The 11,715-nt window shown below is 43.1% G+C and carries 11 protein-coding genes; 7 read left to right on the plus strand and 4 right to left on the minus strand.

Going from position 1 to position 11,715, the window contains the following annotated elements:
* A partial coding sequence (locus ACFI6J_RS20895) for an Mpo1-like protein (RefSeq protein WP_462586378.1) occupies positions 1-163 on the minus strand: 163 nt, incomplete at its 3' end.
* Positions 164-350: 187 nt separating this feature from the next.
* Between ACFI6J_RS20895 and ACFI6J_RS20900 the strand changes: the two genes are divergently transcribed.
* The 5 genes from ACFI6J_RS20900 to ACFI6J_RS20920 all read left to right on the plus strand — a co-directional run bounded on the left by ACFI6J_RS20900 (position 351) and on the right by ACFI6J_RS20920 (position 7,278).
* Positions 351-1,214 (plus strand): META domain-containing protein, encoded by an 864-nt coding sequence (locus ACFI6J_RS20900; RefSeq protein ID WP_156086709.1) that lies wholly within the window; start codon positions 351-353, stop codon positions 1,212-1,214.
* A gap of 677 nt (positions 1,215-1,891) precedes the next feature.
* Positions 1,892-3,358, plus strand: coding sequence for a betaine-aldehyde dehydrogenase (betB, locus tag ACFI6J_RS20905; RefSeq protein WP_462586373.1), 1,467 nt, complete (start codon positions 1,892-1,894; stop codon positions 3,356-3,358).
* Between the two features lie 18 nt (positions 3,359-3,376).
* Positions 3,377-5,029, plus strand: a complete 1,653-nt coding sequence (betA, locus tag ACFI6J_RS20910) for a choline dehydrogenase (RefSeq protein ID WP_462586374.1) — start codon at positions 3,377-3,379, stop codon at positions 5,027-5,029.
* A gap of 170 nt (positions 5,030-5,199) precedes the next feature.
* Positions 5,200-6,417: a choline transporter gene (locus tag ACFI6J_RS20915; RefSeq protein WP_049587146.1), complete on the plus strand. Its 1,218-nt coding sequence runs from the start codon at positions 5,200-5,202 to the stop codon at positions 6,415-6,417.
* A 138-nt stretch (positions 6,418-6,555) separates the two neighbouring features.
* On the plus strand, positions 6,556-7,278 hold the full coding sequence (locus ACFI6J_RS20920; RefSeq protein WP_014979915.1) for a TorF family putative porin: 723 nt from the start codon (positions 6,556-6,558) through the stop codon (positions 7,276-7,278).
* A gap of 118 nt (positions 7,279-7,396) precedes the next feature.
* Here ACFI6J_RS20920 and rlmF read toward each other — a convergent pair whose 3' ends face one another.
* Both rlmF and soxR read right to left on the minus strand, forming a co-directional pair.
* Positions 7,397-8,386, minus strand: coding sequence for a 23S rRNA (adenine(1618)-N(6))-methyltransferase RlmF (rlmF, locus tag ACFI6J_RS20925; RefSeq protein ID WP_239247071.1), 990 nt, complete (start codon positions 8,384-8,386; stop codon positions 7,397-7,399).
* A gap of 6 nt (positions 8,387-8,392) precedes the next feature.
* Positions 8,393-8,869 carry a redox-sensitive transcriptional activator SoxR gene (gene soxR / locus ACFI6J_RS20930; protein WP_462586375.1) on the minus strand — a complete coding sequence of 159 codons (477 nt, stop codon included), beginning with the start codon at positions 8,867-8,869 and terminating at the stop codon, positions 8,393-8,395.
* A 105-nt stretch (positions 8,870-8,974) separates the two neighbouring features.
* Between soxR and ACFI6J_RS20935 the strand changes: the two genes are divergently transcribed.
* Together ACFI6J_RS20935 and ACFI6J_RS20940 are read left to right on the plus strand one after the other, a co-directional pair.
* The gene (locus ACFI6J_RS20935; protein ID WP_462586376.1) at positions 8,975-9,355 is read left to right on the plus strand and encodes a VOC family protein; all 381 of its coding nucleotides are present in this window, start codon (positions 8,975-8,977) and stop codon (positions 9,353-9,355) included.
* 160 nt (positions 9,356-9,515) lie between these two features.
* The gene (locus ACFI6J_RS20940) at positions 9,516-10,859 is read left to right on the plus strand and encodes a M24 family metallopeptidase (protein WP_462586377.1); all 1,344 of its coding nucleotides are present in this window, start codon (positions 9,516-9,518) and stop codon (positions 10,857-10,859) included.
* A 204-nt stretch (positions 10,860-11,063) separates the two neighbouring features.
* Here ACFI6J_RS20940 and ACFI6J_RS20945 read toward each other — a convergent pair whose 3' ends face one another.
* On the minus strand, positions 11,064-11,531 hold the full coding sequence (locus tag ACFI6J_RS20945; protein WP_014950289.1) for a hypothetical protein: 468 nt from the start codon (positions 11,529-11,531) through the stop codon (positions 11,064-11,066).
* Positions 11,532-11,715 lie beyond the last annotated feature (184 nt).

Raw genomic sequence — 11,715 nt, forward strand, 5'->3', positions numbered from 1 at the left:
TCATATCTCCAAAAATTGGCGCGCTAATTAGAAACGCAGGCTTACTTAGTAGACAGAAAACCGAGAAAACAATTAGCGGAATACCGACATAATGGGTGTATATGTTTCTTTGATCTCTGTGGTACTTGGCGTACTCACTCAAGTGCTGTTCTAAATTTTTCATACTGCGTCACCCATAAGTTATATCAAGGTGTTAGTTTACTCCGTTCATTCGCTTACGAACTGTCGTTTTGACGACAAAGTGGAGGTATAGTGGTGCTCTTCGTGCTATTTGAGCTCAACGGTTAAAGATGAACTTAGTTGGCTATCGCGAATCATAGTGAAATTGATTAAAAACAATTGGAGTTTTCATGACTTACAGGAAGTACCTTTGGGCTTTGACAGGTTCTGCGCTTCTTTCTTTAACAGCGTGCAGCTCGGTCTCCTCTCTCTATTCAAATGAAAGTGAAGGTAGTCAACAGCATACCGAAGGCAAACCACTTACGTTAGCGGACAGTCATTGGCAGGTTGAAAGTATAGACCGAGCAGGAATTATCGATTTCAGCCATGTTACGCTTAACGTAAATTCAAACGGAGACACTAGCAGAGTAAGCGGCAGTACAGGTTGTAATCAGTTTACCGGAGCGCTAGATGTTGATGAAGCCGATACGGTATTTAGTGATAAAAGCTCAGCTGAATCCTTTTCCACTGATAAGCTCATTCTCACCAAAAAGGCATGTGCGCCTGCACTGATGAAACAAGAGCAACGCTTCATCGAAATGTTGGCCGCATCGGCAACTTATTCGATAGTGGAAAATACTTGGTTGGTGCTTTACGACAGTAATGGCAATGAAACGATTAGAGCGATTGCTGCACAGATTTCTCAATCGACGACAAACAAATCGGCAAGTGCGACAAAAAGTAATGTAGATACGAAATTGTCTGACCTGGCTTCATCGCAAAAACAAGATGTGGTTGGCTCAAATGAACAAGAGTCGACCAAAACGTACAAATGTGAAACGCCTAATGCCAATCTCGCTACTTTACGTGTAAATACGCTGGGGCCTGACACATTGGCTTTATCATTAAACAACACCCATCACATTGTGCAGTTATCACGTTCAGCATCGGGGGCAAAATACACCAACAACAAGAACGTAGTGTTTTGGAATAAAGGTGATGTTGCTACCCTATCGATCAACTCAGGTTATTACCATTGTAGTTTAAGCACCTAAAGCGAAATCGACGCTTACTTGTCTGTTTTAGGCTTAGTCTCTACCTTAATATTTACCTCACATGATGAAAGGGCCTAAGCTGCCCTTTTAACTTCTCTTTTCAACAGTATCAAATTGCGAAGAGCAATTGCTTTTAGCCCCGCAAGGTTAACCCTTACCTCCAACTCAATTAGTTTCAGTTAAACATTTTCGCACCTTTAATTGGTCAATCAAAAAGGAATTAAGCATGGGGATAGCTAATTCTTTATATATTTAATGTTTACACTTTTACTATTTAAAATCATTCACTTACCAGCAATTTTCGCAAGTTACTCCTAGCAATTACGCTTCTGTAACAATGCTCACAAGTTGAAACAATAGTTAGAACACTATACAATTTATTTTTATTGAACGACCAATTAAAATAAAAACATCAGTAAAAAGACGTGCGACATTACGTCCTAAAACCTTCAATAATGCGTCATGGGCGCAGTAGGTAATGATATTTTTACAGGGTGACTTTTACAAAGCGAAAGTGTTCTATTCGTGCAAGTTAGCATTTCAATAAAGAAAATAGTTTCAACACTATTCATCATTTTGAAACTATTTCTACGTATTAGGTATTCGTAATAGAAGTTAATTCGCAGTACCCGCAAATTGGCGAAAGTTTTAGTCCTTTTAAAAGTAGGAGTTTATGCATGTCATTACCGACTTATCAGAATTTCATTCACGGCAAGCCGATGGCAAACAAAAGCAAAGAAACCTTTGCTGTAACCAACCCCGCAACCGGTGAGGTAATTTACCACGTAGAAGTGGCTGATGAGTTTATTCAACAAGAAGCAATTAAAAGCGCTAAAGAAGGTTTTGCGGTGTGGTCAGCAATGATGCCAATTGAAAGAACCCGTATTCTTAATAAAGCGGTTGCATTGCTTCGTGAACGTAATGACGAACTCGCTAAGTTTGAAGTACTCGATACCGGTAAGCCTATTCAAGAAGCCGACTGTGTTGATATTGAAACTGGCGCTGATGTTATTGAGTACTATGCCGGCCTTGCTCCTACTCAACTAGGTACCCAGCAACCTGTGGGTGGCGATTTCTTCTACACGCGCAAAGAAGCGCTAGGTATCTGTGCCGGTATTGGCGCATGGAACTACCCTATTCAAATCGCTTGCTGGAAATCAGGCCCCGCCCTTGCCGCAGGTAATGCGTTTATATTTAAGCCGTCAGAAGAAACCCCAATGGGTGCGCTTAAACTGGCTGAAATTTTTACCGAAGCTGGCGTACCTGACGGCGTATTCAATGTGGTTCAAGGTGCAGCACAAGTAGGTCAGTGGCTTACAAACAGCCCTGACATTGAGAAAGTATCGTTTACTGGTGAAGTAGGAACAGGTAAAAAAGTGATGCAAAGCGCCGCTGCGTCGAACTTAAAAGACGTAACAATGGAGCTTGGCGGGAAGTCACCGCTTGTAGTATTCGAAGATGCCGACATTAGCCAGGCTATCAGCGCCGCTATGCTAGGCAATTTTTATACTCAAGGTGAAATCTGTACTAACTGTACTCGTGTTTACGTCCAGCGCTCTGTATATCAAGCCTTTATTGATGAGCTTAAAGCCCGTACCGAAAACAATATCATTATGGGCGACCCACTAGACCCTAATGTAAACCTAGGCGCACTTATTTCTAAAAAGCACCAAGAGTTAGTGCTTAGCTATATTGCGAAAGGGAAAGAAGAAGGCGCAACGCTGTTAACCGGTGGTAACGCTGCCTCTCCAGCTTCTGCGCCTAACGGCTATTTTGTTGAACCAACAATTTTCACAGATTGCACTGACGATATGACTATCGTTAAGGAAGAGATCTTTGGGCCAGTAATGAGCGTGTTGGTATTCGATGATGAAGACGAAGTGATCGCACGCGCGAATGATACCGAGCTAGGTTTGGCAGCGGGCGTATTTAGTAAAGATATCCAGCGCGCGCACCGCGTTATCCACCAGTTACAAGCTGGTATTTGCTGGATAAATGCATATGGAAACTCTCCTGCTGAAATGCCTGTAGGCGGCTACAAGCAATCTGGCATTGGACGGGAAAACGGTGTTGAAACACTTAATAGCTACACGCAAACCAAGTCGGTTTATGTAGGTATGAGCCAAATTGAAAGCCCGTTTTAAATCGCAGTAGGAGTACATATGCAGACATTTGATTACATAATTGTTGGAGCTGGTTCTGCTGGCTGTGCGCTAGCGAACCGCTTGTCAGAAAACCCAAAGCACAAGGTGTTGCTACTGGAAACCGGTGGCTCAGATAAAAGCATTTTCATCAAGATGCCAACGGCGCTGTCTATTCCTATGAATACCGACAAGTATGCGTGGCAATTCAACACTGAAAAAGAGCCCTATTTAAACAACCGTGAAATGCACTGCCCCCGCGGTAAAGTGCTGGGCGGCTCGTCATCCATTAACGGAATGGTATACGTACGCGGCCACGCTAAAGACTTTGATGAATGGGAAGCTCACGGCGCAGAGGGCTGGAATTATCAGGCGTGCCTACCCTATTTCCAAAAAGCTGAAACCTGGTACAAAGGTAACGACGCTTACCGAGGTGGCAATGGTGAACTCGGCGTTAACAACGGTAACGAAATGAAGAATCCGCTTTATACGGCCTTCATTAAAGCCGGCGAACAGGCGGGCTACGATATCACTAGCGATTACAATGGTAAGCAGCAAGAAGGCTTCGGCCCTATGCATATGACCGTTAAAGATGGTGTACGCAGTTCGGCAAGCCGTGAATATCTTGACCCGATAAAATCGCGTAAGAATTTAACTATAGTGACTGGCGCGCTGGTTACTAAAGTCGTGCTGGAAGATAAAGTCGCAAAAGGCGTTGAATATGTAGTTAACGGTAAAGCCGAAACTGCCGCCGCATCTCACGAAGTGATTTTAAGTGCCGGCTCTATTGGCTCACCACATATCCTGCAACTTTCTGGAATTGGCGACAAAGATATTCTTGAAAAAGCAGGTGTCGATGTTAAGCACCACCTGCCGGGTGTGGGTCAAAACCTGCAAGATCATTTGGAATTTTATTTCCAGTACAAGTGCAAACAGCCAATTACGTTAAATCGCAAACTGGGCTTAATTTCAAAAGGGTTGATCGGCGCTCGCTGGTTGTTAAACCGTTCTGGGTTAGGCGCTACGAATCACTTTGAGTCTTGCGCCTTCATTCGCTCGAAAGCAGACGTAGAGTGGCCTGACATTCAGTACCACTTCTTGCCTGCCGCTATTCGATACGACGGAAAGTCAGCGTTTGATGGCGATGGTTTTCAAGTGCACGTAGGTCACAACAAACCTAAAAGTAGAGGTAGCGTAACCCTTCAGTCGGCTAACCCGACGGTTCCACCTAAAATTTTGTTTAACTATTTGCAGCATCCAGATGATATCGAAGGGTTTAGAGCATGCGTAAGACTTACACGAGAAATCATCGCACAGTCAGCATTCGACGACTTCAGAGACGGCGAAATTCAGCCTGGCGAGCACATTCAGACGGATGAAGAAATAGACGCTTTTGTGCGTGAAGCCGTTGAGAGCGCTTACCATCCATCATGCTCTTGCAAAATGGGGGAAGATGAGATGGCAGTGGTAGATTCTCAAACCAATGTTCATGGCATTGAAGGATTGCGAGTGGTGGATTCTTCTATCTTCCCCACAATTCCAAACGGAAACCTAAATGCGCCAACCATCATGGTGGCGGAAAAGGCGGCAGACATCATTCTGGGTAAACCTGCTTTGCCACCACAAAATGTACCCGTGGATATTCACCCGCATTGGCAAACAAAGCAACGCTAAATTTTTAAACTAGCTCGCACCAGTGTGCTTGTTGTTAAAACAAGCGCACCTTCCACAGTGCCTACATACCGCCTTTAATATAAGGCTTTAATGTGTAGTTGGGTGGACTGTTTAATAACGAAAAAAAGGAAAAAACATGTTTCATTTTTATCAATATTGGGAGGGTGATAATGACAGTATGGCTTAGTGCAGGCATTATTTTCACTCTACTTTCTGTAGCCTATATTTTGTTTAAATGGGGCAACATGAAAGTGGTCGGCGTAACGCCAGTTAGAACCTTTACCTTTATTGCCATTCTCTTTACCTCAGGTTTGGACGTGGGCCTTATTATGTTCCCGCTCACTGAATTTGCTGGTTATGCTGACATAAGCGCAAGTCCTGAATATGCCTTCACCAATCCGCTCGCCATTGAGTTTGGGTTCTGGGGATTCTTAATTTGGGGATTCTACTTTCTTACTTGTTTTTATTTCTGCGTAATCGAACCGAAAGTAAAGTTCTTCGAGCTTCCCGTTGTTAAGTTCGTAAACAACGTTGTAATCATCGGAACCTGTGCTTTCACGGCGTTTCTATTACTGTCTAACCTTCCGTGGTATTTACCGTCGATAGGCGACGGAGAATCTGTCGTGCCTGCGTTCTACCTGATTGTGTTTGCAGCCATTGCTTTTGCCGTATATTCGAGCACTAGCATTAAATACGTGCGTATTTTAAGCCTAACAACCACATGGGTATTTATAGCGCTTATTATTGGCATGTGGGCGGCTGCATTTGTATTTGGTGAAAGTGAGATAACGGCTTATTTTACCAACCTAGGTCTTATTGGCGGGTACTTTGCGAACATCGATAACTTCGTATTACCCATTAATGAGTATCACGAGTTCTATCTATTCTGGTGGTTCAGCTGGAGCATCATGATTGGTCAGTTTACGTCTCGTTTCGTGGGCGGTCTTAAAACTTATCAAGTCATGTTGGCTATGATGGTCATTCCATCTATCCCGATTGCGGCTTGGTTTTCAGTACTGTACCACTATCACAGTGCCGGTATTCCTACTGAGGGGATAACCAATTTAGCCATGGTATGCGTGGGTGTCGTCTTTGTGATCAACTCACTTGATTCACTGATTAGACTGTACACAGATAATCTAAACATGACCGTTGAACGCATCGGTAAAGGCAATTACATTGCTCTCAATATCGTGGCGCTTTCGCTACTTACGTTGCTGTTCAAACTAGACTTCTTGCAAATTCAGTGGGTGGGTGCGTTAGTTATCACTATCTTCTTTAGCTGCTTTGCTTTCATTCTAAGTCAGAAATTTAAATCGGTGACGGCCATCAAAACATCGCCGAAAGAAAACAAAATCGACTTTACCAAGATAGAAAATCTCAACTAACTAAATCATTTACTTTTTACCTTCTTAACATTGGCTCATTTTGAGCCAATGGGGGTAAGTATTGCCCGAAGCTTGCGTAAGAGCGCATTAACTAGGAAGCGGGCCAAATAAAACAATGATAAAAACAGGTGTTTAACAATGAAAAAATTGAATTCTTTTTTTACATCCACGCATATTTTCACAGTGGCTATTGTCGCAGCGTTATATTCTTCAGCTTCATTCGCTGATTGGAGCGCCAATATCTCTGCGGTTTCAGATTATACCTTCAACGGCGTTAGCCAAACGCAAAACGACCCGGCTCTTCAGGGCGGCGTTGATAAAGCATTTGATAACGGCACTTATGCAGGCACGTGGGCATCTAATGTAGATTTTGGTGGCGATACAAACCTTGAATGGGATTTTTACGTGGGTCGTTACCAAATGCTAACCGAAACGGTGAGTTTGGACTACGGCATCGCTTATTACTCTTATCACGGTGGCGATGATTCAAGTGATGGCAATTACCCAGAGGTGTATACCAAGTTTGGTTATGCCAGTGACTACGGTAGTTCAGAACTAAACTTCTGGTACACGTGGGATTACTTTGGAACAGGCGCAAAACACGCTATCGCAATGGTTGCTCATACCTTTGAACTCGCCCCCAACCATCATTTACGTGCAAGCTTTGACGTATCTAACTCACTAGACAGTGACAAGTGGCTGTGGAATGGTGATGACACCTCTTTCTACCACTACCGTTTGGCTTACCAAACAAGCTATGAAGGGTTCGATTTCGAAATTGCTGCTGAAAACACCAATCTTGATTTTGATACCGCCGATGAGCGCATTGTGTTTGGTGTGTCAAAAACCTTCAGCTTCTAAACGTTGAATTGGAAGGTGGTTCTTCAGAACAAGAGCCACTTTCCTTAGCAAATGCTATGCGTGTTCGCACTACGCTGCTTCAACTGTACTCGGTCAATTTAACTTAGCGATACGACGGTTAAAAAGTCCACGCAACAAAACGACTCAATTTACTTCCCTGTCCCATATCAATCACTTTACACTGCGCAGCACCGTAATAATCAATACTGGTTTTAATTGGTTTCAAATGGGCACTCTTCGACACCAAGCAGGTGAACCATTCTACATTGTCTTTTACAGAGACACTCTCTTTAACCATGCGCTGAATAAAGGCAAGTTCACCGCCTTCGCACCACAGTTCATTCGCTTGGCCCGCAAAATTCAAGTTTGCGTCCTTACCTTGGTAAGCGGCATTTTTACCTTGTAGCTTGGATGTACGATGCCCAAAACCTTGCTCACGATTATCGGTGAACTTCGCACCACTTCGTTTCTGTTTATTACGGGTTAAATTAGATGTCTTCCTTCGCGTGCCTGACAGTGCCTCTTGCGCAGACTTATGAAACGGAGGATTGCACATAGTAAACGTAAATCGTTCATTTGCTTCAATCACGCCGTTGAAAATACTTGCTCTATTCGCTTGTTTACGCACTTGGAATTTATGGGCTAACACACTATTTTTACTAGCAATAGCTTTAGCACTTTTTACTGCGACGTCATCAACATCACTCCCTACGAACGACCAGTCATAGGATGTAACGCCGATAATAGGGTAGATAGCATTTGCGCCCACGCCTATATCAAGCCCACGAACGTTTTGATCTTTCCCCAGTTGACTCTGCTCACCATGCGCACTGCTGCTCGTTGATTTTAATAAATCAGCAATACCGTGGATATAATCTGCTCTTCCAGGTACTGGGGGGCATAAGTAGCCATCAGGAATATCCCAATATTCAAGGCGGTAGTAGTGATGAAGTAAGGCCGCATTAAGCACCTTCACCGCTTTTGGGCTGGTGAAATCTATACTGGTATTGCCGCTTTTAGCACGAACGAGAAAAGACTTGAGCGCTGGGTATGTCTGGCACAGCGTATCCATAGGATAGCCGTTCTTGTGAAGATTTTTTGGGTGCATGAAGCGCTACTTTTTGTGTGAAACTAAGAACTGGGATTGCACGTTTTCATCGAGCAACTGGGCACCGCTACCTTGGGCTGCCACTTTATCGTCGGTATTGTAAAGCCTACAGCGGTCTAATGACAAACACCCACAGCCAATACAGCCTTCTAACGACGTCTTCAAACTGGTCAGCGCTGAAATTTTTGCTTCGATATGCTGATTAAACACCGTGCTTAATTTTGCCCAATCAGCTTGTGTTGGCGTTCTGTTGTCTGGAAGTGTAGACAACAGACTCTTTATCTCAGCAAGGGAATACCCCATATTTTGCGCGATCAAAATAAAGGAAACTCTACGAATGACAGAGCGAGGAAATGCTCTATTTCCGCCATTTGTGCGCACAGAAGGAATAAGCTCTTCGTTGGCATAATAGCGAATTAATGAAACAGCATTGCCAGTACGTTTAGCAATAAAGCCAATGCTTACCATAGGTTCTGGTGCCATAACGCCCCTTTTCCAATTTCCAAATAGCGGTAAAAAACGCTTGATCTAAAGTTAGCTTTAGATATTAAGCTGTTTTTCGTTGATTATCTACACAAGGAAAAACACATGACAATTGCATACTTAGAGCACGCGAATATCACCGTTGAAAACCCAGATGAGCTAGCCAGCTTACTTTGTACGCTATTTGGTTGGAAAGTACGGTGGAGCGGCGGCGCCAAAAATGACGGCTACACGGTGCACGTAGGAAACGATAAAGACTACCTAGCCCTTTACAGACCTAAAGCTATCAATGATATTGAAAGCGATTATAAAACCCTCGCCAATATCAACCACATCGGTATTGTTGTGCCTAATTTAGACGAAACAGAGCAGCGGGTTCTGGCACTAAACTTCAATACTTTTAGCCATGGCGATTATGAACCAGGTAGACGCTTTTATTTCATGGCTCAGCAAAACATAGAGATTGAAGTCGTTTCATATAACTAGGGCTATTAAGTGATACACCTAGCTGAACTTTCAATTTTAGTGTTAGATTAACCTTACCTCACTCGTGCGCGTTTTACTTTATATCTTTGTTTGCTAAGTTTGTTTACTAAAAATGAACGCGCACTGTGATCATTTTAATAATAATAGACAGGAAACATGGATGAGAAAGTTACTAGCGGTAAGTTTAGGTTTAGTAATGTTATCCCTATCGGCAAACGCATGGGCGAATAACATTCTTAGTATGAAACAGCGAAGCGAGCTGATTGATAAGATCACCGTTGAACGCTTCAATTCTGTGCTGCCCCAAATTATGGAGCGTGAAGGCATCGACATGTGGGTGTTAATGTCCCGGGAATACAACGAAGATCCCGTTTTAAAAACCATGTTACCTTCTACTTGGATTTCCGCACGACGTCATACCATGTTAGTCATTTATAACCCCGGCAATGGTCAACCGCTAGAACGTTTGGCTGTTGCAAGATATGCGGTAGGGTCACTATTTAAAAAAGCGTGGGATAAGGAAGCACAACCCGACCAGTGGAAGGCATTGAAACACGTTATCGAAGCCCGGAATCCCGCTAAAATTGCCATTAATACGTCTGATTCATTTGCGCTCGCTGATGGCATGACCTCTACCGAACACGATAAATTTATGGCCGTACTTCCTGAAGCGCTGAAAAGCCGCGTTGTAAGTGGCGAAAGACTCTCAATCGGTTGGCTGGAAACGCGCAGTGACCTTGAAATGCAATATTATCCGGTACTTACTCAAATTGGTCATTCACTAATAGCAACGGCATTTTCAAATGAAGTTATAACCCCTAACGTGACAACTACAGACGATGTGGTGTGGTGGCTGCGTGATCAAACGCGCGCTTTAGGGCTGACCAACTGGTTTCATCCTACTGTCTCAATTCAACGTAAAGACAGTGAAGTCTTCGACCAAATTACCGCATTTAGCAAGCGTCCTGGTGAAAACATCATTCGGCCGGGCGATCTCATTCATGTCGATTTCGGCATTACTTACCTTCGACTTAATACTGATCAACAGCAGCATGCTTACGTGTTAAAGCCTGGTGAAAAAGACGCGCCAGCTTCACTTAAGGAAGCACTTAAATCTGGAAACCAGTTGCAGGACATTCTGACCGGTAATTTTAAAGTAGGCAGAACAGGTAACACTATTTTGAGTATGTCGCGGCAGCAGGCTATCGAACAAAACATTACGCCCGCTATTTACACCCACCCGCTTGGTTTTCATGGGCACGCAGCGGGTCCAACGATAGGAATGTGGGATGCACAGGAAGGAGTACCAGTTCAAGGTGACTATCCAGTGTTTGCACAAACGGCTTATTCGATAGAACTCAATGCAGCAAGCTTTATTAAAGAGTGGAACAAAGAAATTAGAATTATGCTGGAAGAAGATGCATTTTTTGACGGTCAGTCAGTAACCTATTTAGATGGCAGGCAAACTGAGTTTCATTTGATTCATTCAGATGAAAACCAATAACTATAGGTGGAGCGTTACGCCTATTTTAATGCCTATACGAAATGAAAAAACTGAACGGAGCGGCTAAAGGTTGGCCGATGCGAGAAGACTTATGTAGAATTAAATCAAGCGAAGCGTAAAGTGTCAGGCCTTTCGCCCTTTCAAGCGAAAGGCCATGAAACTGTACTAAATATTAGCAGTAGGTTGCTATCCTAAAACGCAGTCTTATTCAGCAGCAGTGCGAACAACTACGTTCTCTGCACTGTATTCGCGAACAAAATCAGACATTGTTTTGTGGTTACAAATAATGTTCTCACCTTCCAAACCAAACTTCGCTAGTGCCGCTTCTTTACCTACTGAAAGCGCTTCTAGACAAGCCTGTGACGCAACATCTTGGTTTTTAGCAACAAGTGCTACAGTTTTCGCGTTTTCAGTCGCCTTGTTGTTTTTGTACATGTAAGCAAAAGTGCGAAGTGATTCGCCGTTGCAACGTACAGATGCACTGAACTCTTCTGCATTAAAACCTTTTGAACGGATAAGACGCAATGCAGGACCAAAACCATCTTCTGCAGCAGTTAAACATGCTTGTGTTTCGATGTTGTCGTTAATTGGCTTTAGTACGACATCTTTTGCGAAAGATTGAGTGGCAGCAACAGATAGTGTTAGAGCAATTGCGAAAGTAGACAGTTTCATTTTTGAATTCCTATTTTGTAACTAAATTAGATATCACCTGAGTGATGAATACATTATGAACAACACTTTCAAAAAATAAAGCATTTTTCGTAATTTAATTACAGAAATAGCAAAATAAACAGACAGATCACGACAAAACTGAAAGTTATTTACAAAAACCAACATATTTTATATAAAATTTTAC

It is taken from the genome of Alteromonas sp. G4i13 (assembly GCF_054960505.1).

Coding starts and splice junctions, on each gene's coding strand:
- betB (WP_462586373.1), top strand. CDS start 1,892: ATGTCATTACCGACTTATCAGAATTTCATTCACGGCAAGCCGATGGCA.
- betA (WP_462586374.1), top strand. CDS start 3,377: ATGCAGACATTTGATTACATAATTGTTGGAGCTGGTTCTGCTGGCTGT.
- ACFI6J_RS20920 (WP_014979915.1), top strand. CDS start 6,556: ATGAAAAAATTGAATTCTTTTTTTACATCCACGCATATTTTCACAGTG.
- ACFI6J_RS20940 (WP_462586377.1), top strand. CDS start 9,516: ATGAGAAAGTTACTAGCGGTAAGTTTAGGTTTAGTAATGTTATCCCTA.
- ACFI6J_RS20935 (WP_462586376.1), top strand. CDS start 8,975: ATGACAATTGCATACTTAGAGCACGCGAATATCACCGTTGAAAACCCA.
- rlmF (WP_239247071.1), bottom strand. CDS start 8,386: ATGCACCCAAAAAATCTTCACAAGAACGGCTATCCTATGGATACGCTG.
- ACFI6J_RS20915 (WP_049587146.1), top strand. CDS start 5,200: ATGACAGTATGGCTTAGTGCAGGCATTATTTTCACTCTACTTTCTGTA.
- ACFI6J_RS20900 (WP_156086709.1), top strand. CDS start 351: ATGACTTACAGGAAGTACCTTTGGGCTTTGACAGGTTCTGCGCTTCTT.
- ACFI6J_RS20945 (WP_014950289.1), bottom strand. CDS start 11,531: ATGAAACTGTCTACTTTCGCAATTGCTCTAACACTATCTGTTGCTGCC.
- soxR (WP_462586375.1), bottom strand. CDS start 8,869: ATGGCACCAGAACCTATGGTAAGCATTGGCTTTATTGCTAAACGTACT.